Below are 22,015 nucleotides of genomic sequence, written 5' to 3'. Positions count from 1 at the left end.
GACGACCGCGTTCCCCCGCAGTCGTCTTTTTTCGTGTTACGCTGTGATCCAAGCTTCGTTAGCTGGATTTTTACGCCACTCTTGTAATTTTTTCGTTTCAGCTTGTCCGATCATACCTTTTTCTGCTGCAACTTCAGTTAATGCACTGTAATCACTTAAAGAATATGATACTACGTTCGCTGCTTCTAACTTTTCTTTTCCTGCTTCTAGCTCGTATGTGAAGATTGATACGATTCCTAATACTTCACAGCCAGCTTCGCGAAGTGCTTCTACACATGTAATAGCACTTCCGCCAGTTGAAATTAAGTCTTCTACTACTACTACTTTTTGACCTTTTTCAGCTTTTCCTTCGATTTGGTTCCCTTTACCATGACCTTTTGCTTTACTACGTACGTAGCACATTGGTAAATCCATACGATCACTTACCCATGCAGCGTGCGCAATACCAGCAGTTGCTGTTCCTGCAATAACTTCTACAGTTGGGAAGTGCTCTTTAATTAACTCTTCTAATCCAGCTGCAATTGCTTGACGTACTTTCGGATAAGATAAAGTTAAACGGTTATCACAATAAATTGGTGATTTCATACCTGAAGACCATGTGAATGGATCATTTGGTTGTAAAAATACTGCTCCAATTTCTAATAAATGCGATACGATTTCTTTTTTCATACTGTTACACCTTCCCACTGTTGTTTTACTGTTTTATACGCTTCAAGCGGATTTTCTGCTTTTGTAATACTACGTCCAACTACGATATAGCTTGAGCCAAGTTCCCTCGCACGTTTCGGTGTTGCTACGCGCACCTGATCATTTACATCATCGCTTGCAAGACGAATCCCTGGTGTTACTGTTACAAATTCATTTCCGCATACTTCACGTAATTTTGGAACTTCAAGTGTTGAGCAAACAACGCCATCAAGTCCACTTTCTTTCGTTAGTTTTGCATAATGAGCAACCGCTTCTTCTAACGTTTTCTCAATGCCGATCTCTTTTTTCATCATAGCTTCCGAAGTGCTTGTTAGTTGTGTAACTGCAATACAAATCGGTCTCTCTTTTCCTTCTTGCTTACCTTCCTCTAATCCCTCAATCGCAGCTTTCATCATGCTGCTTCCCCCAGCAGCATGAACATTTACCATATCAACATCTAGACTAGCTAGGCTACGCATAGCGCTTTTTACCGTATTTGGAATATCATGAAGTTTTAAATCTAGAAAGATCTTATGCCCTTTTTCTTTTAAGTACGTAATAATCGCAGGGCCTTCTTTGTAAAATAACTCCATACCAACTTTGACAAATAACTCTTCCCCTTCAAAGTGGCGCAAGAATTGTTCTACATCTTGTTTCCCTGGGAAATCTAGTGCAACGATTAACGACTGTGACATGTTTGCTTCCAGCTCCTTCCTTGACATTCCGAAATGTGATCAAATCCTAATTCATCTAGTAATGCTGGTAACTCTTCAATAATTGTCGGACATACGAATGGATCGATAAAGTTCGCTGTACCTACTGCAACTGCGCTTGCGCCAGCGTAGAAGAATTCGATTACATCTTCCGCTGTTTCAATACCACCCATTCCGATAATTGGAATGTTAACCGCTTGGCTTACTTCATGTACCATACGAATTGCTACTGGCTTAATCGCAGGACCTGATAATCCGCCTGTACGGTTTGCTAAAATTGGTTTAGCTGTTTTTAAATCTAGACGCATACCAAGCAATGTATTAATCATCGTTAAACCATCTGCACCTGCATTTTCAATCGCTTTTGCAATTTCCACAATGTTTGCCACGTTCGGTGACAACTTCACGTATACAGGTACTTCAGAAACCTCTTTTACTCGCTTCGTTAAATCAGCAGCAATTTCAGGATTTGTACCAAAGGCGATACCACCTGTTTTTACGTTTGGACAAGAAATATTTAATTCCAGTGCATGGACATTAGGCGCTTTAGAAATTTCCTTTGCAACCGCTACGTAATCCTCAGCTTGTGAACCTGCAACGTTTGCAATGATTGGAAGGTCAAATTGTTCTAACCATGGTAATTCAGAATTCATTACTTTTTCTAATCCTGGGTTTTGAAGTCCGATTGCATTTAACATGCCGCCTGGTGTTTCAGCAACACGAGGCGTAGGATTTCCATAGCGTGGTTGTTCTGTCGTCGCTTTAATCATGATTGATCCTAGTACACTTAAATCGTAAAACTGTGCATATTCACGACCAAACCCAAAGCATCCAGATGCTGGTATAATTGGATTTTTTAATGATAATCCCGGTAATTCAACTTGCAATCTGTTCATAGTACAACCTCCCCGATTGGAAATACTGGTCCGTCGCTACACACCTTCTTGTAAGAATGTCCACTTGGATCTTCTTGTAAGTGGCATACACATGCGAAACAAGCTCCAATACCACAGCCCATACGTTCTTCTAATGAAATATAGGCTTTTTTCTCTTTGTAACGTCCTTCTAATGCACGAAGCATCGCTAACGGACCACATGAATAAAGAATATCAAAGTCAATTCCGTAATGATCAATTACATCTGTGACAAATCCTTTTGTACCGTGTGTACCGTCTACTGTCGCAACGTACGTATCACCAAGTTCTGCAAATTTTTCTTCATAGAAAACTACATCTTTCGTTTGAAAACCTAAGATGTGAATCACACGTACACCTTTTGCAACGAGGCGCTGTGATAATTCATAAAGTGGTGGTACACCAATCCCCCCGCCTACTAGTAAAGCTGTTTGACCAGCTTCTGCTTCTTCTACAGGAAAACCGTGTCCTAATGGTCCTAATACATCTACCATTTCACCTTGTTTTCTAGTTGCTAATGTTTTTGTCCCTTGTCCTTCCGCACGATATAGCATTGTAAATTCGTTCTTCTCTTGATCTACATTACAAATACTAATTGGGCGGCGCAGAAGGGGCGCAATGCCCTCTGCTACCTTAATGTGTACAAACTGCCCTGGTTCGTTCATTTGCTGTACTAAAGTTCCTTGAAGCACTAATTCGTAAATGTTCTTTGCGATTTCTTTTTGATTAACGACGATCATATTTTGCTTTTGCATCATGCATGTACCACCTCGTGACGCTTTGTTTGCGTAATTTCTTTCATTGAATGAGCTGAGAATGTCATAGATTCTAATACTCGTAAGATTGCTCTCGTTGTATCAAGTGATGTTAAGCAAGCTACACCATTTTCTACTGATTCACGGCGAATGCGGAAACCATCACGCGCTGGTTGTTTGCCTTTTGTTAATGTATTGATTACAAACTGTGCTTTTCCTTGGCGGATAATATCTAGTAAGTTGTAGTCCTCAGAATCAATTTTGTTTACAACTTGTACTGGGATATTTTGCTCTGTTAACGATTTTGCTGTTCCAGCTGTTGCTAATAAGTTATAGCCGATTTCATGGAAACGTTTTGCAATTTCCATCGCCTCTTCTTTATCTTTATCCGCTACAGTAATGATTACTGATCCGTGCGTTGGGATGTTAATTCCAGAAGCAACTAACCCTTTGTATAATGCTTTTTCAAGCGTTAAATCTTTACCCATTACTTCCCCTGTTGATTTCATTTCAGGTCCTAATGTTGTATCCACTGAGCGTAATTTCGCAAATGAGAATACCGGAGCTTTTACATATACTTCTTTCTCTTCTGGGTGATAGCCCGTTCCGTATCCTTGCTCTACTAGGTCTTGCCCTAGAATAACTTTCGTTGCAACGTTTGCCATTGGTACACCTGTAATTTTACTTAAGAATGGTACTGTACGGCTCGCACGTGGATTTACTTCAATTACGTACACTTGATCTTCGAATACTACAAACTGGATATTTAGTAATCCAACAATGTTTAATCCTTTTCCAAGTGCAATTGTATGTTCAATAATTTGTTCTTTTAATTTTTCAGATAAGCTTTGTGGTGGATATACTCCAATTGAGTCACCAGAGTGAACTCCAGCGCGTTCAATATGTTCCATAATACCTGGAATGAATACATTCTCACCGTCTGAAATTGCATCTACTTCAATTTCTTTACCGACCATGTAACGGTCGATTAATACTGGGTGATCTGCGTGAACTTTAACTGCATTTTTCATGTAGTGCAGTAGTTCTTCTTGACGATATACGATTTCCATCGCACGTCCACCTAGTACGTAAGATGGTCTTACTAATACTGGGTAACCAATTTCTTCTGCGATTGCTACCGCTTGTTCTACAGTCGTTGCTGTTTTACCAACTGGTTGTGGGATACCAAGTTTTGTTAAAGCAGCTTCGAATTTATCTCGATCTTCTGCACGGTCTAAGTCTTCAAGTGATGTTCCTAAAATCTTCACACCATGTTCTTCTAATTTTGCCGCTAAGTTAATCGCCGTTTGTCCACCGAACTGAACGATAACACCTTCTGGTTTTTCTAAATCGATGATGTGCATTACATCTTCAATCGTTAATGGTTCAAAGTATAATTTGTCAGAAATACTGAAGTCTGTTGAAACAGTTTCTGGGTTATTGTTAATGATAATCGCTTCATATCCAGCTTCTTTAATTGCCCATACTGAGTGAACTGTTGCATAGTCAAACTCAACACCTTGACCAATGCGGATCGGACCAGATCCTAGAACTACTACACTCTTACGATCTGTTACAATTGATTCGTTTTCCTCAGCGTATGTGCTGTAGTAATACGGTGTTGCAGATTCAAACTCTGCCGCACAAGTATCTACCATTTTGAATACTGGCGTCATATTATTTTCTTTACGCATATCGTAAATTTCGCGCTCCGTTTTGTTCCAAGCTGCTGCGATGTAGTGATCGCTGAAGCCCATTTCTTTTGCGGTTTGTAGTACTTCCATATTTCCTACATTCGCTTTTACTTCGCGTTCCATATTTACGATGTTTTCAACTTTTTGTAAGAAGAAGAAGTCCATTTCACACCATTCGTTAATCTCTTCTTTCGTTACACCTTGACGAATTGCTTCTGCTACGATAAACAGTCGCTCATCATCTGCTTTAATAATGCGTTTTTTCATTGTTTCTTTATCAAGTTCTTTTAAGTGGTCTAATTCTAAGTGATAAATGCCAAGCTCTAAAGAACGAACCGCTTTTAATAATGATTCTTCTAAGTTACGTCCGATTGACATAACCTCACCAGTTGCTTTCATTTGCGTTCCAAGTGTTCTGTTCGCTGATTCAAACTTATCAAATGGCCAGCGTGGAATTTTTGAAACAACATAGTCTAATGCTGGCTCGAAGCAAGCGTAAGTTTTTTGTGTTACTGGGTTTACGATTTCATCTAATGTTAAGCCGACTGCAATTTTCGCTGCTAATTTCGCAATTGGATATCCAGTTGCTTTAGATGCTAATGCAGATGAACGACTTACACGTGGGTTTACTTCGATTACATAGTATTGGAAGCTATATGGATCTAGTGCAAGCTGAACGTTACATCCACCTTCAATTCCTAGTGCACGAATAATTCGTAATGAAGTATTACGTAACATTTGGTATTCACGGTCGCTTAGCGTTTGGCTCGGTGCTACAACGATAGAATCACCTGTATGAACACCAACTGGATCGATGTTTTCCATGTTACATACTACAATCGCGTTATCATTTGAATCACGCATTACTTCATATTCAATTTCTTTACAACCAGCAATACTTTTCTCTAATAAACATTGTGTTACTGGGCTATGTTTTAAACCACTTGTTACGATTTCAATTAACTCTTCTTCGTTATGGCAAATTCCGCCGCCCGTTCCGCCTAATGTGAATGCTGGACGAACGATTACTGGATAACCAATTTCGTTTACAAAGCTATATGCTTCATCAAGGTTATGAATGATTTCACTTGGTGGTGTTGGTTCATTTAAATCTTGCATTAATGTACGGAACAAATCACGATCTTCCGCTTGCTCGATTGCTGATAATTTTGTTCCTAAAATTTCAACTCCGCACTCTTCAAGTACGCCTGATTTTGCAAGTTCAACAGCCATGTTTAAACCTGTTTGACCACCTAATGTTGGTAAGATTGCATCTGGACGTTCTTTACGAATGATTCGGCTTACGAATTCTAATGTTAAAGGCTCAATGTATACTTTATCTGCTGTTGCAGTATCGGTCATAATTGTTGCTGGGTTAGAGTTAACAAGGATTACTTTGTAACCTTCCTCTTTAAGAGATTGACAAGCTTGTGTACCAGAGTAGTCAAACTCCGCTGCTTGCCCAATTACAATTGGTCCCGATCCGATTACTAAAATTGTGTTAATGTCTAGGCGTTTTGGCATAACTCTTCCCCTTCTTTCTTGAAGTTTTCAATCATTGTTAAGAAATCTTCGAATAAATCATTTGCATCTTCTGGTCCCGCTGAAGCTTCTGGATGGTATTGTACTGTAAATGCAGGGAACTTCTTATGACGAAGGCCTTCTACTGTTCCATCATTTAAAGCAACATGTGTAATTTCAAGTTCTGTATTTTCAACTGATTCTTCTTCTACTGCGTAACCATGGTTTTGAGATGTAATTGCTACTTTTCCAGTTGCAAGATTTTTTACTGGATGGTTTAACCCACGGTGGCCGAATTTTAACTTACTTGTATTCGCACCAGATGCTAGAGCGAACAATTGATGTCCTAGGCAAATTCCGAATAAAGGAACTTTACCGATAATGTCTTTTAACATTTCAATTGCTTCTGGTACATCTTTTGGATCCCCAGGTCCGTTACTTAGCATAATCCCATCTGGGCTAAGGCGTAAAATTTCTTCAGCTGTTGTGTTGTAAGGAACTACAATCACATCGCAATCACGTTTATTTAATTCTCTTAAAATACCATGTTTCATACCGAAGTCTACTAGTACAACGCGATGTCCGCGGCCTGGGCTTGGGTATGGATCTTTCGTTGATACGCGTTTCACATGATCTGTAAATACTGTCGCTTTTAATTGACTCACGATGTATTCTACATCTGCATCCATATTACAAAGGCGTCCGCGTAATGTACCGTATTGACGAATTTTTCTCGTTAATTTTCTCGTATCAATCCCTGCTAATCCTGGGATGTTTCTTTCTTTTAAGTAGTCATTTAACGAAATTTCATTACGGAAGTTTGATGGGTGATCACAAATTTCGTTTACGATTAAACCATTTACAGATGGGTGAATCGATTCAAAATCGTCACGGTTGATGCCGTAGTTTCCGATTAATGGGTACGTGAATGTTACAATTTGACCGCAATATGATGGATCAGATAATGTTTCTTGATATCCAGTCATTCCTGTTGTAAATACAACCTCACCTGACTTTTCGATTTCTCCTCCGAAACCTGTTCCAATTAATACTGTTCCATCTTCTAAGATAAGTTGTCTTTTCATACTAATGCACTCTCCTTTTGCCATGCGATCTTACCACCAACGATTGTCATTACCGGCCATCCTTTACATTTCCAACCTGCGAATGGTGTATTTTTTCCTTTTGATAAGAATGTTGTTGGGTCAATCTCTTCTTCTTGTTCTAAATCAATAATTGTAATATCAGCTGTTCTACCTTCTTTCAGGCGACCTACTTCTAAGCCGAATGTATCAGCTGGCTTTTCTGTTAAGAATTGAATTAATTGTTCTAATGTAATAATTTCTTTTTTCACAAGGTTTGTGTATAAAAGCGGGAATGCTGTTTCAAAACCAGTAATTCCGAATGGTGCTCTTTCAATTCCTTGTGCTTTCTCTTCTGCTGTATGCGGTGCATGATCAGTTGCGATCATATCGATTGTTCCATCTAATAAACCTTCAATTAATGCTGCATGATCTTCTTTTCCACGAAGCGGTGGGTTCATTTTAAAGTTAGGGTCAGCTGATGGGATATCATCTTCACATAACACTAGGTGATGAGGTGTTACTTCTGCTGTTACTTTAATTCCAGCGCGCTTTGCATCACGGATTACACGTACAGAGCCTTTCGTACTTACGTGACATACGTGATAGTGACAATCTGCCGCTTCAGCAAGCAGTATATCCCTTGCAATATGTACAGATTCACATACTGATGGGATACCGTTTAATCCGTGTTTCTCAGAAAACTTCCCTTCATGTACACAACCTTTATTAATAAGAGTATTCTCTTCACAGTGCGCAACTACTGCCATATTTAATTTCGCTGCACGTTTCATAGCGGCTAACATCATGCTAGCATCTTGTACGCCTACACCGTCATCAGTGAAAGCAAATGCTCCAAGTTCTTTTAACGTTTCGAAATCTGTCATTTCAGAACCAGCTTGACGTACTGTAATTGCTCCATATGGTAATACGTTAACATGCGCTTTTTCTTTAATACGATTTTGTAAGTCTTCCATATGTTCTCTACAATCTGGTACTGGGCGTGTATTTGGCATTGCACAAATTGTAGTGAATCCACCTTTTGCCGCTGCTAGTGTACCTGTTTCAATTGTTTCTTTATGTTCACCACCTGGTTCACGAAGGTGTACATGTACATCTACTAATCCAGGTGCGATTAACTTTCCGTTCACATCGATTACTTCAGCATTATCTGCCGTAATATTTTCTGCTACCTTAGCGATTTTACCGTCTTGTACGAGAAGATCTGTTGCTACGATTTTTCCTTCTTCATTCATATAACGACCATTTTTAAACAAGTAATTCATGTTTCATTCCTCCTAATACATTTGGTAAGGCGCGTTTTAGTACAGCCATTCTTACGTAAACTCCATTTTCCATTTGTTTAAATATGCGTGAACGCTCACACTCAACAAGTTCACTTGCAATTTCAACATCTCGGTTTACAGGAGCTGGATGCATAATAATGCTTCCTTCTTTCATACGCTGTTCTCTTTCCACTGTTAATCCGTGTTTCTCATGATACTCTTTCATAATGTCTGTTTCATAATGATCATGACGCTCATGTTGTACACGAAGTAACATCATTACATCCACTTCTGGAACAAGCTCATCTAATGGTTTGTATGTTCCAAATGTGTTGTCTTCATCTTTCCACTCTTCTGGACTTGCGAAGTAAATTGTTGCACCCAGTTTCGTTAATGCTTCTGCATTCGAACGTGCTACTCGGCTATGACGAACATCTCCTACTATCGCAATCTTCAATCCTTCAAATCTTCCAAACTCTTGTTTAATTGTAAGAAGGTCGAGTAAGCACTGCGTTGGGTGGTTTCCACATCCATCTCCAGCGTTTAAGATTGGAATATTCACCTGATCTTTTAGTTCATCGAAGTAGCGATCTTGCTCGTGGCGGATGACCACTGCTTTTGTTCCGATTGATTCTAGTGTTCTTATCGTATCGTATAATGTTTCTCCTTTTTGTACGCTAGATGCATCAGCTGAAAAGTTTAAAACATCAAGTCCTAATCTCTTCTCAGCAACTTCAAAGCTAAATCTTGTTCTCGTACTATTCTCAAAGAACAAGTTTGCAACAAAAGTTTGCTCTGTCGTTTTGCTTTCTTTCCCATTCGCAAAATCTTCTGCGTCTTTTAGGATTTCTGAAATTTCTACTTCCGATAATTCACTCATCGTTAACAAATGGCTCATCGTCATCCCTCATCTTTCTGATTTTTATGTTACCACTTTTGTATTTTTATAACAACCTTCGCATAAAAATACCCTAGTCATGTGAGACTAGGGTGCAAGAAAGAAGCCACCCTTTCCGGTCTCACAGGACTGAATTAAAAGGTTATTATTATGAAGCAATCTGCTTAGATTGTTTTATTTGTTTCGTTTCCGGTAGTAGTAAATTTAGCAGTACACCTACAATTGCTGCTAGTGCCATTCCTTCTACTTGGAATGATTCTCCTACGTGAAGTACCGCTCCACCAATACCGATTACTAGTATTACTGATGCAATCATTAAGTTTCGTTTGTCACTTAAATCTGTTTTATCGTCTACCATCATACGTAATCCGCTTGATGCGATTACACCGAATAGTAAGATGGATACACCACCCATAACTGGTGTTGGTATCGAATGAATCAGTGCAGAAATCTTACCGATAAATCCGAACATGATTGCGAATACAGCTGAACCGATGAATAAGTATACACTGTACGCTCTTGTAATTGCTAGCACACCGATGTTTTCACCATACGTTGTATTCGGTGGTCCACCAATTAGTGATGCGATTAATGTTGCTACTCCATCACCGAAGATTGAACGGTGTAAACCAGGTTTTTCAATTAAATCTCTTTTAATAACATTTCCTAGTACAATTTGGTGTCCGATATGTTCTGAAATTGTTACTAGTGCTACTGGTACCATCAAGAGTACGATCTTCCATGAAAACTCTGGTGTGTATGTTACAAATGGTACTGTGAAATCTGGTACAACAAACCATTTTGCCTCAGCTACCGGCTTTAAGTCTACTAGCCCTTGGAAGTAAGCGAAAATATATCCGCCGATAATGCCAAGTAACACTGGTATGATACTGAAAAATCCTCTTCCGAATATTGAGCATATAATTGTAATTGCTAATGTTACTAATGCTACTGAAAAGTGTGTAAAGCTATATTTGCCATCCGCACCATTCATCGCCATGTTAACTGCTGTATGTGCTAAAGCTAGACCGATTACCATTACTACTGGACCAACTACGATTGGTGGTAGTAATTTCATAATCCACTTTGATCCTGATTTCTTAATTCCGATTGAGATTAAGATATACACAAGCCCTGCTAGCAACCCACCAAGCATTGCTGCTCCCGGTCCACCTGCCGTTTTTGCTGTTATAATCGGTGCGATAAAGGCGAATGATGATCCTAGATAGGCAGGTACTTGACCTTTCGTTATAAGAAGAAACGCTAACGTTCCTAATCCACTTGATATTAATGCTACTGACGGATTCAATCCTGTTAAAAACGGAACAAGCACTGTTGATCCAAACATCGCGAACAAATGTTGTATACTTAAAAATAACCATTTTCCCGGTTTCGGTACTTCATTAACGTCTAACACTGGCTTTTGTTCCATTGTTACATCCTCCTTCAGTTTAAATCTTTGCAATAAAAAAACTCTTTGTGCCTGTGCACAAAGAGTCCTACACTTTCGTATGCCAAATTTGACATATGAAAGCCAAGACCCTTTGGCAGCCTCACAGGACTACATTTAAAAGGGCTTTACTTATCGTATATGCTTACTCGATCTTGTTGATCTGTCTCTTGCAAATCAACTTCGATACGCTCTTCACTTGATGTTGGAATGTTCTTTCCTACATAATCAGCGCGAATTGGTAGTTCACGATGACCTCTATCAACAAGAACCGCCAATTGGATTTGTGATGGTCTACCTAAATCCATCAGAGCATCCATTGCTGCTCGAACTGTTCTGCCTGTATATAATACATCATCTACAAGGATAACTTTTTTCTTCGTAATATCTACAGGGATATCAGAACCTTTTACAAGTGGTTCTTTATTTTTCGATTGTAGCGTTAAATCATCACGATATAACGTAATGTCTAGCTCTCCAACCTCTATTTCTTTTCCTTCAATTTGACCAATTCGTTCTGCCAAACGTTGTGCAATAAAAATTCCACGAGTTTTAATTCCGACAAGAACACAATTATCGACACCTTTATTTCGTTCCACGATTTCATGACTAATTCGTGTTAAAGCGCGGCGAATCATTTGGTCATCTAAAACGACAGCTTTCTCTTGCATGCTCTACACCTCCAAGCTTTTTTCTTGCGTGAGAGTAATGGTATAAAAAAAGTCCTCTCAGCGTGTGCGAGAGGACTTTTGAAAAAGGGTATAGCATACCCTATGCATTTCAAACCGTTACCTTCTCAACCTCACGGGGCTGTGTTAAAGGATCATTATTTAACTGTTGTCAGTATCTCAGTTTTCTTATGATTTGTCAATACTATTTTCGTAAAATATTTAATGCGTCTTCAAATACTTCTGGAATCGGTGCCTCAAACTGAATATATTCACCAGTACGAGGATGATCAAAGCCTAAAATACCTGCATGAAGTGCTTGTCCGTTCATATCTAATGTTTTCTTTGGTCCATACTTTGGATCTCCTGCAAGTGGATAGCCAATATATTTCATATGAACACGAATTTGATGTGTACGCCCTGTTTCTAAGCGACATTCTACAAGTGTGAAATCTTTGAATCGCTCTAACACTTGGAAATGCGTAACAGCATGCTTACCATTTTCATCAACCGTCATACTTTGGCGTTCTTTCTTATCACGAGCAATCGGAGCATCAATCGTTCCCTTATCGTGCGGAATAACACCGTGTACAATCGCTTTGTAACGTCTCGTTACTGTTTTTGCTACAAGTTGATTTACAAGTGATTCGTGTGCCATATCATTTTTAGCAACCATTAATAGACCAGACGTATCTTTATCAATACGATGTACGATACCCGGACGCATCACACCATTAATGCCTGATAAGTCTGTACAATGGTGCATAAGACCGTTCACAAGTGTACCACTTGTATGACCTGGTGCTGGATGCACAACCATACCACGCGGCTTATTAACAACAAGTACATCTGCATCTTCATAATAAATTTCTAAGTTCATATCTTCTGGCTGAATATCTAACTCTTCTGGCTCAGGAATCGTCACTGTAATTTCATCATTTTCTCTAACTTTATAATTCCCTTTTACAGATTTTCCATTAACTGTAACAACGTCATCTTTAATCCATTGTTGTACTTGTGTACGTGACCATTCATTATTTATTCCTGCAACGAATTTATCAATTCGCTCGTTTTTTTGTTCTTCTGCAACTGTTACTTGTACTACTTCACTCATTCAATTACTCCTTCGTTTTCTTGCCTTCTAATAATGTTTGAATAATAATTAATACAACACCAATACATAATGCTGAATCAGCGATATTGAATACTGGATAGTTGTACGAGAAAATATACACGTGAATGAAATCCACTACTTCTTGTCTAAATACACGATCAATAAAATTACCAATTGCTCCGCCTAAAATTAGACCTAATGAAATTCCTAGAAGCTTGTCTGTTTTTGCATATTTTTTCATATAAAATACGATAAATGCTACAAAAACGACTGTAATAATGTAGAAAAACCACATTTTATTTTCTAAAATGCCCCAAGCAGCTCCTTTATTTCGATGTGATGTTATGTATAATACATTATCGATAATCGGAATACTCGTACCCAATTCCATGTTCTTTACAATTAGCCATTTCGATATTTGATCGATGGCAATGACAAATAACGCTATTACATAATATATCATTTTCATTTCCCCCACAAAGACAGTGTACCTCAAAATTTTAGCATAGCTGCCACCTTTTCACAATGAACCTTTATAGAAGAATAAAATAAATTAAAAAAAGGTAATATAATATCGTTGTGCACATTCATACATTTACTTTTTCATAGAAAAATTCATGAATGGTACGTGCAGTCGGCATCGTTTTCATTTGTTTTACCGACATTACTCTCCCTGTGTCTTCACAAATACCATACATATCTATTTCCATTTTAAATAATGCACGTTCTACATCTTTTAAATCCTCTTTTATATCATGTAATAAAAGTTTTTTCTTTATCTCTTCCTTAATTTCATACCCAAGCTCTTCGCTAAACTCTGTGTTATATTTGTACATAACCTCTTTAGCTAGCCTCTCTTGTAACTCTTTTCGCATCAATTGCAATTCTTCTTTGATTTCCATATACATTTCATTCACGTGTACATTCCTCCCAGTTGCAATGTACGATTAGTGTGTCCGAAATTTATATGCTTACCTCTCACACATTTTTCCTTCATAGGAAAGAGAGTGAAAGTTATTTCAATATACTGTTAACAAAAAATGACTGCACTTTACGTGCAGTCACCCCTTATTATTTTACATAATTTTCTTTAACAACCGTTGCACAACGCTCACATAATGTTTCATGTTCAGCATCTTTACCAATTGTTTCTGAAACTACCCAACAACGTTCACATGTTTCACCAGTTGCTTGAACAACAACAACCGCTGTATGTTCATACTTCGGTGCATCTGCTGGCGCTTCTTCCATCATGCCACCAAGTTTGTACTCAGAAACGATGAATAATTGCTTTAAGTCTTCGTTAATAGACTCTAACATAGCTTTCATTTCTGCAGTTGGATATAGCGTAATGCTTGCATTTAATGACTTACCGATTACCTTTTCATTACGAGCTACTTCTAACGCTTTTAATACGTCATCACGCAATGTCATAAATGCATCCCATTTTGTTTTTAATGCTTCTGCACCATCTAATTGTACAGCTTCTGGCATATCAGTTAATTGTACACTTTCTTCTGTTACACCTGGAATGTATGGCCATACTTCATCAGCTGTATGCGGTAAGATTGGTGTTACAAGTTTCGTCAATGCAACAAGAACATCATATAATACAGTTTGAATTGCACGACGATCTTCATGGTTCGCACCTTCAATGTATAAAATGTCTTTTGCAAAGTCTAAGTAGAATGAACTTAAATCAATTGTACAGAAATTATGAATTGCATGATATACAGCAGCGAAGTCGTATGTCTCATATGCTTCTTTTACTTTTGTAATTAAGTCATTTAATTTCACTAACATGTAACGATCTACTTCACGAAGTTCAGCTACAGCTACTGTATTTTCACTTGGCTTAAAGTCGTCTAAGTTTCCTAATAAGAAACGGAATGTGTTACGGATTTTACGATACACTTCTGCTACTTGTTTTAAAATATCATCCGAAATACGTACATCAGATTGATAGTCAACAGAAGATACCCATAATCGTAAAATATCTCCGCCTAATTGATCCATAATTTTCTTCGGTACGACGATGTTACCAATCGACTTACTCATTTTACGTCCTTCACCATCTAATACGAAACCGTGGCTTAGTACGCCTTTATATGGCGCTTTTCCTGTTACAGCAACTGCTGTCGATAATGAAGAGTTAAACCAACCACGATATTGGTCAGATCCTTCTAAATATAAATCTGCTGGACGTTGTAAGTCATTACGCTCTTCTAATACCGCTTGGTGAGAAGAACCTGAGTCGAACCATACATCCATGATGTCTGTTTCTTTACGGAATTCACCATTTGGGCTACCTGGATGTGTAAATCCTTCTGGTAATAGATCTTTCGCTTCACGCTCAAACCATACGTTAGAACCGTGTTCACGGAATAAATCAGCTACATGGTTAATTGTTTCATCCGTAATGATTGGATCACCATTCTCAGCATAGAATACAGGAATTGGCACACCCCATGCACGTTGACGAGAAATACACCAGTCGCCACGGTCACGAACCATGTTATGAAGACGAGTTTCGCCCCATGCTGGTACCCATTTTGTTTCCGCAACAGCTTCTAATAACTCTTTACGGAATGCTTCAATAGATGCAAACCACTGTGCTGTCGCACGGAAAATAATAGGTTTTTTCGTTCTCCAATCATGTGGATATGAATGCGTAATGAATGTTAGCTTCAGTAATGCGCCTACTTCTTCTAATTTTTCTGTAATTGGCTTGTTAGCTTTATCATAGAATAAGCCTTCAAATCCAGGTGCTTCCTCTGTTAATACACCTTTATCATCAACTGGGCAAAGTACTTCTAAGCCATACTTTTTACCAACAATAAAGTCATCTTCCCCGTGTCCTGGTGCTGTATGAACACAACCTGTACCTGCATCTGTTGTTACGTGATCTCCTAGCATAACTAATGAATCACGATCGTAGAATGGATGCTTTGCAACTGTATACTCAAGCTCGCTACCTTTTACTGTTTTCACAACTTCAGCGTTTTCCCACTCTAACGTTTTTGCAACTGTCTCAAATAGTTCAGAAGCAATAATATATTTTTCACCATTTACTTTTACAATAGCGTATTCAAGTTCTGGGTGAACAGAAATACCTAAGTTTGCAGGCAACGTCCAAGGCGTTGTTGTCCAGATAATGTATTTCTCATCACCTTCTAATACGTTCTTTCCATCTTTTACAGGAAATGCTACGTAAATAGATGCAGATTTTTTATCTTGGTATTCAATTTCAGCTTCTGCTAAAGCTGATTCACTCGTTGGTGACCAATAAACTGGTTTTTGTCCTTTATAGATATAACCTTTTTTCGCCATATCACCAAACACTTTAATTTGTTGTGCTTCATATGCTGGCTCTAAAGTAATGTATGGGTTATCCCAATCAGCACGTACACCTAAACGCTTAAATTGCTCACGCTGACGTTCTACTTGTTCATATGCATACTCTGCACATAACTTACGGAACTCAGCAACTGTCATTTCTTTACGCTTCACACCTTTATTTGTTAAAGCTTGTTCAATTGGTAAACCGTGTGTATCCCAACCTGGGACATATGGTGCACAGAAACCAGTCATTGATTTATAACGAACGATAAAGTCTTTTAATACTTTATTTAATGCATGTCCCATATGAATGTCACCATTCGCATATGGAGGTCCATCATGCAGTACAAATAAAGGACGACCTTTCGTATGTTCTTGTACCTTTTCATAAATATTCATTTCCGCCCACTTTTCTTGCATTGCAGGCTCACGTTTTGGTAAATTCCCACGCATCGGGAACTCTGTTTTTGGCATTAGTAATGTATTTTTGTACTCCATGCTCAATTCCTCCTTACATGTATAAAAGAAAGACCTAAAAAACGGAATAAAAAAGAGACTTTCTCATCCCAAAAAGGGACGAGAAAGTCTCCCGCGGTACCACCCTAGTAGATTCTATACGTATGTATACAATCCTCTTTATATTCTTAACGCGAATATACGCCTACGCTTACTCTATTTGTTCAGCGCGGAACTCCAGGGTGATATTCCCATTATCACCTTATCCTGAGCTTACACCATCCTCAGTTCGCTATATAAGGTATGAAAAAGGTACTTATCCCTATCTTCGTTTTTCTTAATAAATATGTTGTTTAAAATTATATGTAATAATGAGAAAAACGTCAAGCTTACACTGTTTCTTCTTTTTTCAACAGCTCGTCTACTTCGTCTTCTAACTCAATTAGCTTATCCCAATCATCGTTGTTTAACATTTCAAGCTGTGTTTCTAATAACATACGGAAACGAGTGCGGAATACTTTCGCTTGTTTCTTTAGCTCTTCAATATCAAAAGCAACTTTTCTTGATTTTACTAAAGCTTCGTTAATAATACGGTCTGCATTCTTTTCAGCTTCACGTACAATTAATTTCGCTTCTTTTTGGGCATTACGTTTTACTTCTTCCGCTGCTTCTTGTGCAACAACGATAGATTTGTTTAACGTATCTTCAATATTAGAGAAATGATCTAACTTCCCTTCTAATTGTGCAACTTGTTCTTCTAAAGCTTTTTTCTCACGAATGACTAATTCATAATCTTTGATAATTTGATCAAGAAACTCATTTACTTGATCCTCATCATAGCCACGGAATCCGCGACCAAATTCTTTGTTATGAATATCTAATGGTGTTAACGGCACAACGCCACCTCCAAGTAGTTATCTAAATTTCCTCTTTCAATTATATCTTTTCTTCGACAAAATAGGAGGATTTCCTTCTAAAAAACCAATCATTTTAGTATACCATACAAAATTCTCCATTTGTCGCGCTTTGTTCTACCTTCTACAGAAAACAATTTACTGCGTCCATATCCTCTCACTGAAAAAACATCTCCTGGATAACATTCATAAGAGGTTTGCTCCACTGTTTTCCAATTCACTTTTACTAAACCATTTTTTATGAAAGGTTGTACTTTTTGCCTAGATATATGTAACATTTCAGCTAACATAACATCTAAACGAAGTGAAGAAACCGTTCCGGATTTCTCCCCCCACGTTTCTTGTATCTGTAGAATTTTTTCCCCTTGCACTGGTGATAAGGAGACTTTCACTTTTCCTATAGATTGTAAGTTCATCTCAATATAAGATACAACTTCTTTCGCGACTACAATTTGGGCACGATCTTCTTGAAGCAAAATATCACCACATTTTTCTCTCGTTAAACCGAGAGACATAAATGTACCTAATATTTGCCTATGCTCTAGCGTATAAAACTTGGAAGGATAGTCAATTTCCAATACTTCTACTTGAAATTCCTCTTCATTTATTACTAGATAGTCCGGATAAATGAGTGCTCTTTTGCGCTCTGCTTGAGACGTTGCACCATCAAATTGTACAGCAACATCTCCTTGTCCTATTACCATCGTGACAATTTGTTGTTGTCTTGGATCAAGAAAGTCTGTTAACTTCACTTGATGGTACTCTGCTGCTCGCTTCCACTCTAACACTTTATCCACAAAGACCACTTCATCAGGTCTAAAATGCTCGTAGATGCTCATGTATTTAACCTCTTACTATAAGAAATAGCCGAATAAAGTTACTAAACCACTTGTAGCAAGTCTCAACGCAAAAATCGCAACAAGTGGTGAGATGTCAATCATACCAAGCGGCGGAATAAATCTGCGAAATGGTTCTAAATACGGTTCACAAATACGGGCAAGAAAATCTCCGAAAGTTGATTCCTTTGCACCTGGGAACCATGATAGGAGAATGTAAATAATAAGTGCCCACGAGTAAATCTCGATAGCAGTAACTAAAAGCCTTAAAACTGTTTCCATGGCGTATTACCACCTCTTTATATTTGTGTCTTCTTCTTCACCGAATAACTCTGAAATTGCACCAACTATATCTACATTTTCAGGCGTACACATAAATGTTTTCGGTCCTATTTTTTGAATGTCCCCGCCTATAGCGTATACAGTACCACTTAAAAAGTCAACGATACGTACAGCTTGATCCGTAGACATTCGTTGCAAATTAATTACAACAGCTCGTCTACCTTTTAAATGGTCCGCAATTCCTTGCGCTTCCGAATATGTGCGTGGTTCTAATAAAACAACTTTTGAGGATTGCTTCGCTGTTTCAATGCTCACAACATTTTGTTTCGTTTGCGCTTTTGGAAACGTAACATCTTGTTGTTCTGGCGGATCTTGCTGCTTCTTCATGTCCGTTTGCTCCTTTTCATAACTATATTGAGCTGCTTCTTTTTCTTCCGGTGTATCAAAAAAGAAGTATTTTACTTTTGACCAACTCATAATAAGATTCTCCTTCCTTTTACGCTTTTCCTACTAAAATCGTCCCCAAACGAATGTATGTAGCACCTTCTTCAATCGCAATGGTGTAATCATTAGACATTCCCATTGATAATTCTTTACATGGCGCATGTAATAATTCTAACTCCTGCACCTTTGTTTGTAGCATACGTAATGTCTTAAAACAGCGTCTGATTTCTTCCTCTTCTTCTGTAAACGGAGCCATTGTCATTAGTCCAACCACTTCAATCTTATCCAATTCTTGCAAACTTTGAATAAAAGAAACGGTTTCTTCTATTGCCAATCCTTGCTTTGATTCTTCAGATGATGTTTTCACTTGAATAAAACATTTCACTTTCTTATCCGCACGTTTTTGAATTTCTTTTGCAAGTGAAAGACGATCTAATGAATGTAAATAATCGATTTCATTAATGATTTCTTTTACTTTTCTCGTTTGTAATGATCCAATAAAATGCCAATTCACTTTTGAACCGAAATGTTCATACTTCTGTAAGAAACCTTCATTTCTATTTTCACCTAAATCGATAATTCCTGCTTCAATTACTTCGTTTGTTTTTTCAATTCCTACCGTTTTTGTAACTGCAACGAGTTTAATATCTTGCAAAGAACGTCCCGCTCGCGCGCAAGATTGTTTAATTGCTTCGTTTACAGTTGTTAAATTTTTTTGTACTGTCACTTGCTTTCATCCTCCTTAAAACCTATGAAACTCAACATTCTCCCTGTCTTACCTTGATCACGACGATGAGAGAAAAACAGTTGTTCTTCACAGCTTGTACAAAGAGATGACATTACAATATTCTCTTCTTTTATGCCTGCTTGTACACATAATATACGATTAATTTCTTTTAAATCAATTGCGTACTGTCCGTCAGAAACTTTTTTATAAGGAACAGAACCGTTTACTACTTGCTCTGCTGCTGTTAACACTCGATCATCAACAACGTAACAACAAGATCCAATTGCTGGTCCAATCGCAACATGAATTTCATCACTCGAAATCCCTTCTGCATTCCATTTTTGAATCATTTCTTTTGCAATCTCTTTTACAGTCCCTTTCCATCCAGCATGCGCAAGTCCTATCATACCATGTGATGGTGCATAAAAATAGAGTGGAACACAATCCGCATAACAAGATGTTAAAAGAACATCATTATTAGTCGTATAAATGCCATCTGTTTTTGAAATGCCGTCTTCATATGAATAAACGCCACTTCCTTTTTCCTGTTGTCCTACTTTTTCAACATGATGATCATGAACTTGTTCAGAGCAAATCCAGTTTTCTAATGGTTTTTGTAACTTATTTGCTAAAATGCGTCTATTTTCATGAACGTTCTCGGCAATATCATTCACATGTAATCCTAAATTCATTGCATGAAAGGAGCCCGTACTTACCCCACCATCTTTTGTCGTAAATCCAGCAGTAATGTTTCCAAGTTCTTTCCACGCTTCTAAATACAGTATACCGTCCACATATTTAAATGGTTCTCTCATAAGGCTGCTCCTTTTAATTAAAATAACATAAAAAAGCATGGTACTTCCTGTCTATTTTACCATACTTTTATTTTTTCATAATCCTAACAGAAAAAAAAGAGGAATTTGTAATATTCTTTATGAAATTGTCGGTGTTTGTATTGATTCTGTTACAGAATTAACAGGATTTACTCTAACAAGTATGACATCTTCCCCAATTTTCACAATTTCTTTCCAAGGAATTACAATTTCTACGTCTTTCCCAAAAATCCCAAACATACGTGCCTGTTTAGAAATAATAATAGAATCGATCTTCCCTGTGTTCATATCAATTTCAATATCACCAATATTCCCCAGCCTTTTTCCGTCTGAAACATTTATTATATCTTTCATCTGCAATTCCGAAATTTGTATCACTTTCATCCTCTCCCTTATATATGACGAATCGAAAAAACTTTGTTTCACAAATGAACAGGAAGCACCCTCTTACCAACCTCATATTATTTTCATTATATGAACACAACTATCCTACTATGAGCGCAAACAAACTATATGACATATAAAAAGGTCTCACCATAAATGGTGAAACCTTATCCTTGAATCGTTTTATTCATTTGTTTAATAGCTGATTTCTCTAAACGTGACACTTGTGCTTGAGAAATCCCAATTTCTTCTGCAACTTCCATTTGTGTTTTTCCTTGGAAGAAACGTTTTCGAATAATCATTTTCTCACGATCATTTAAACGCTTCATTCCTTCTTTTAGAGCTAACTCTTCAACCCACTGCTCGTCCTTTTGTTTTTCATCACTTAACTGATCCATAACAAAGATAGGATCCCCCCCATCGTTATAAATCGGCTCAAATAATGAAACTGGATCTTGAATTGCATCTAAAGCAAAAACGATTTCTTCATGAGTCACTTCAAGCACTTTTGCAATATCCATTGCTGTTGGTTCTTTTGAATTTTCTGCAATCAACTTTTCTCTTACTTGTAACGCTTTATACGCAATATCTCGTAAGGAGCGAGATACGCGAATCGGATTGTTATCACGCAAATATCTGCGTATTTCCCCAATAATCATCGGCACAGCATACGTTGAAAATTTTACATTTTGGCCTAAATCAAAATTATCAATGGATTTCATAAGTCCGATGCAACCAACTTGAAATAAATCGTCAACATATTCTCCTCTGTTATTAAATCTTTGGATGACGCTCAGTACAAGACGTAAGTTTCCATTCACTAATTTCTCTCTTGCGCTTATCTCTCCACTTTGCATTTCACGAAATAATTTACGCATTTCATCATTTTTTAGTACGGGAAGTTTAGCTGTATCAACACCGCAAATTTCTACTTTGTTTCTCGTCAAAGTGTTCCCTCCTATCGGGAGTTGCTGTACAGTGTAAAGTATTTCCTTTGAAGGGGATTTTATGCATGCGG

Annotated in this window: 22 protein-coding genes and 1 other annotated feature; all 22 genes read right to left on the bottom strand. The window is 37.8% G+C overall.

The window, feature by feature from the left end; all coding sequences use genetic code 11:
• Positions 1–36: 36 nt before the first annotated feature.
• A complete protein-coding gene (gene pyrE / locus QCI73_RS08285) occupies positions 37–669 on the bottom strand; it encodes an orotate phosphoribosyltransferase (protein WP_353822742.1) in 633 nt (210 codons plus the stop codon).
• A complete protein-coding gene (gene pyrF / locus QCI73_RS08280; protein WP_000083496.1) occupies positions 666–1,382 on the bottom strand; it encodes an orotidine-5'-phosphate decarboxylase in 717 nt (238 codons plus the stop codon). The genes pyrE and pyrF overlap by 4 nt, the downstream gene beginning before the upstream one ends.
• Complete coding sequence (gene pyrD / locus QCI73_RS08275; protein WP_001081057.1) at positions 1,367–2,296, bottom strand: dihydroorotate oxidase B catalytic subunit; 930 nt, start codon at positions 2,294–2,296, stop codon at positions 1,367–1,369. The genes pyrF and pyrD overlap by 16 nt, the downstream gene beginning before the upstream one ends.
• Entirely contained in the window at positions 2,293–3,072 is a 780-nt protein-coding gene (gene pyrK, locus QCI73_RS08270) for a dihydroorotate oxidase B electron transfer subunit (protein WP_000983358.1), read from the bottom strand. Before pyrK ends, pyrD begins: the two co-directional genes overlap by 4 nt.
• Positions 3,069–6,287 carry a carbamoyl-phosphate synthase large subunit gene (carB, locus tag QCI73_RS08265; protein ID WP_061131594.1) on the bottom strand — a complete coding sequence of 1,073 codons (3,219 nt, stop codon included), beginning with the start codon at positions 6,285–6,287 and terminating at the stop codon, positions 3,069–3,071. The genes pyrK and carB overlap by 4 nt, the downstream gene beginning before the upstream one ends.
• The gene (locus QCI73_RS08260) at positions 6,272–7,369 is read right to left on the bottom strand and encodes a carbamoyl phosphate synthase small subunit (RefSeq protein ID WP_000828682.1); all 1,098 of its coding nucleotides are present in this window, start codon (positions 7,367–7,369) and stop codon (positions 6,272–6,274) included. The genes carB and QCI73_RS08260 overlap by 16 nt, the downstream gene beginning before the upstream one ends.
• The gene (gene pyrC, locus QCI73_RS08255) at positions 7,366–8,652 is read right to left on the bottom strand and encodes a dihydroorotase (RefSeq protein ID WP_353822741.1); all 1,287 of its coding nucleotides are present in this window, start codon (positions 8,650–8,652) and stop codon (positions 7,366–7,368) included. The genes QCI73_RS08260 and pyrC overlap by 4 nt, the downstream gene beginning before the upstream one ends.
• A complete protein-coding gene (pyrB, locus tag QCI73_RS08250; protein WP_000018853.1) occupies positions 8,636–9,550 on the bottom strand; it encodes an aspartate carbamoyltransferase in 915 nt (304 codons plus the stop codon). Before pyrB ends, pyrC begins: the two co-directional genes overlap by 17 nt.
• Positions 9,551–9,698: 148 nt before the next feature.
• Positions 9,699–10,982, bottom strand: coding sequence for a uracil permease (gene uraA, locus QCI73_RS08245; protein ID WP_000435920.1), 1,284 nt, complete (start codon positions 10,980–10,982; stop codon positions 9,699–9,701).
• Positions 10,983–11,128: 146 nt separating this feature from the next.
• Entirely contained in the window at positions 11,129–11,671 is a 543-nt protein-coding gene (pyrR, locus tag QCI73_RS08240) for a bifunctional pyrimidine operon transcriptional regulator/uracil phosphoribosyltransferase (protein WP_001156487.1), read from the bottom strand.
• 202 nt (positions 11,672–11,873) lie between these two features.
• Positions 11,874–12,782, bottom strand: a complete 909-nt coding sequence (locus QCI73_RS08235) for an RluA family pseudouridine synthase (protein ID WP_046198490.1) — start codon at positions 12,780–12,782, stop codon at positions 11,874–11,876.
• A 4-nt stretch (positions 12,783–12,786) separates the two neighbouring features.
• A complete protein-coding gene (gene lspA / locus QCI73_RS08230; RefSeq protein WP_353822740.1) occupies positions 12,787–13,245 on the bottom strand; it encodes a lipoprotein signal peptidase LspA in 459 nt (152 codons plus the stop codon).
• Between the two features lie 124 nt (positions 13,246–13,369).
• Entirely contained in the window at positions 13,370–13,699 is a 330-nt protein-coding gene (locus QCI73_RS08225) for a TraR/DksA C4-type zinc finger protein (protein WP_001004664.1), read from the bottom strand.
• 154 nt (positions 13,700–13,853) lie between these two features.
• A complete protein-coding gene (gene ileS2, locus QCI73_RS08220; RefSeq protein WP_000455935.1) occupies positions 13,854–16,619 on the bottom strand; it encodes an isoleucine--tRNA ligase in 2,766 nt (921 codons plus the stop codon).
• A gap of 71 nt (positions 16,620–16,690) precedes the next feature.
• Positions 16,691–16,915: a binding site (T-box leader), on the bottom strand.
• 51 nt (positions 16,916–16,966) lie between these two features.
• On the bottom strand, positions 16,967–17,473 hold the full coding sequence (divIVA, locus tag QCI73_RS08215; RefSeq protein WP_001131612.1) for a septum site-determining protein DivIVA: 507 nt from the start codon (positions 17,471–17,473) through the stop codon (positions 16,967–16,969).
• An 89-nt stretch (positions 17,474–17,562) separates the two neighbouring features.
• Positions 17,563–18,330, bottom strand: a complete 768-nt coding sequence (locus QCI73_RS08210) for a YlmH family RNA-binding protein (protein ID WP_000029725.1) — start codon at positions 18,328–18,330, stop codon at positions 17,563–17,565.
• Positions 18,331–18,345: 15 nt separating this feature from the next.
• Positions 18,346–18,609: a YggT family protein gene (locus tag QCI73_RS08205; RefSeq protein WP_000450919.1), complete on the bottom strand. Its 264-nt coding sequence runs from the start codon at positions 18,607–18,609 to the stop codon at positions 18,346–18,348.
• 6 nt (positions 18,610–18,615) lie between these two features.
• Positions 18,616–19,086, bottom strand: coding sequence for a cell division protein SepF (locus QCI73_RS08200; RefSeq protein ID WP_000119138.1), 471 nt, complete (start codon positions 19,084–19,086; stop codon positions 18,616–18,618).
• Between the two features lie 19 nt (positions 19,087–19,105).
• A complete protein-coding gene (locus tag QCI73_RS08195) occupies positions 19,106–19,780 on the bottom strand; it encodes a YggS family pyridoxal phosphate-dependent enzyme (protein ID WP_044791556.1) in 675 nt (224 codons plus the stop codon).
• Positions 19,777–20,595 (bottom strand): peptidoglycan editing factor PgeF, encoded by an 819-nt coding sequence (gene pgeF / locus QCI73_RS08190; protein WP_001209002.1) that lies wholly within the window; start codon positions 20,593–20,595, stop codon positions 19,777–19,779. The genes QCI73_RS08195 and pgeF overlap by 4 nt, the downstream gene beginning before the upstream one ends.
• Before the next feature lie 117 nt (positions 20,596–20,712).
• Positions 20,713–20,997, bottom strand: coding sequence for a YlmC/YmxH family sporulation protein (locus QCI73_RS08185; RefSeq protein ID WP_001998116.1), 285 nt, complete (start codon positions 20,995–20,997; stop codon positions 20,713–20,715).
• A 167-nt stretch (positions 20,998–21,164) separates the two neighbouring features.
• Positions 21,165–21,944 carry an RNA polymerase sporulation sigma factor SigG gene (gene sigG, locus QCI73_RS08180; RefSeq protein ID WP_000197753.1) on the bottom strand — a complete coding sequence of 260 codons (780 nt, stop codon included), beginning with the start codon at positions 21,942–21,944 and terminating at the stop codon, positions 21,165–21,167.
• Between the last annotated feature and the right edge of the window lie 71 nt (positions 21,945–22,015).

Source organism: Bacillus cereus group sp. MG16, assembly GCF_040459875.1.
GTDB lineage: Bacteria > Bacillota > Bacilli > Bacillales > Bacillaceae_G > Bacillus_A > Bacillus_A paranthracis.
This window is presented reverse-complemented; position numbering and strand designations above follow the sequence as displayed.

Coding starts and splice junctions, on each gene's coding strand:
- pyrD (WP_001081057.1), bottom strand. CDS start 2,296: ATGAACAGATTGCAAGTTGAATTACCGGGATTATCATTAAAAAATCCA.
- pyrE (WP_353822742.1), bottom strand. CDS start 669: ATGAAAAAAGAAATCGTATCGCATTTATTAGAAATTGGAGCAGTATTT.
- lspA (WP_353822740.1), bottom strand. CDS start 13,245: ATGATATATTATGTAATAGCGTTATTTGTCATTGCCATCGATCAAATA.
- pgeF (WP_001209002.1), bottom strand. CDS start 20,595: ATGAGAGAACCATTTAAATATGTGGACGGTATACTGTATTTAGAAGCG.
- QCI73_RS08185 (WP_001998116.1), bottom strand. CDS start 20,997: ATGAAAGTGATACAAATTTCGGAATTGCAGATGAAAGATATAATAAAT.
- uraA (WP_000435920.1), bottom strand. CDS start 10,982: ATGGAACAAAAGCCAGTGTTAGACGTTAATGAAGTACCGAAACCGGGA.
- QCI73_RS08235 (WP_046198490.1), bottom strand. CDS start 12,782: ATGAGTGAAGTAGTACAAGTAACAGTTGCAGAAGAACAAAAAAACGAG.
- pyrB (WP_000018853.1), bottom strand. CDS start 9,550: ATGAGCCATTTGTTAACGATGAGTGAATTATCGGAAGTAGAAATTTCA.
- pyrR (WP_001156487.1), bottom strand. CDS start 11,671: ATGCAAGAGAAAGCTGTCGTTTTAGATGACCAAATGATTCGCCGCGCT.
- QCI73_RS08210 (WP_000029725.1), bottom strand. CDS start 18,330: ATGAGCATCTACGAGCATTTTAGACCTGATGAAGTGGTCTTTGTGGAT.
- pyrF (WP_000083496.1), bottom strand. CDS start 1,382: ATGTCACAGTCGTTAATCGTTGCACTAGATTTCCCAGGGAAACAAGAT.
- carB (WP_061131594.1), bottom strand. CDS start 6,287: ATGCCAAAACGCCTAGACATTAACACAATTTTAGTAATCGGATCGGGA.
- QCI73_RS08205 (WP_000450919.1), bottom strand. CDS start 18,609: ATGGAAACAGTTTTAAGGCTTTTAGTTACTGCTATCGAGATTTACTCG.
- ileS2 (WP_000455935.1), bottom strand. CDS start 16,619: ATGGAGTACAAAAATACATTACTAATGCCAAAAACAGAGTTCCCGATG.
- pyrK (WP_000983358.1), bottom strand. CDS start 3,072: ATGATGCAAAAGCAAAATATGATCGTCGTTAATCAAAAAGAAATCGCA.
- QCI73_RS08200 (WP_000119138.1), bottom strand. CDS start 19,086: ATGAGTTGGTCAAAAGTAAAATACTTCTTTTTTGATACACCGGAAGAA.
- QCI73_RS08260 (WP_000828682.1), bottom strand. CDS start 7,369: ATGAAAAGACAACTTATCTTAGAAGATGGAACAGTATTAATTGGAACA.
- pyrC (WP_353822741.1), bottom strand. CDS start 8,652: ATGAATTACTTGTTTAAAAATGGTCGTTATATGAATGAAGAAGGAAAA.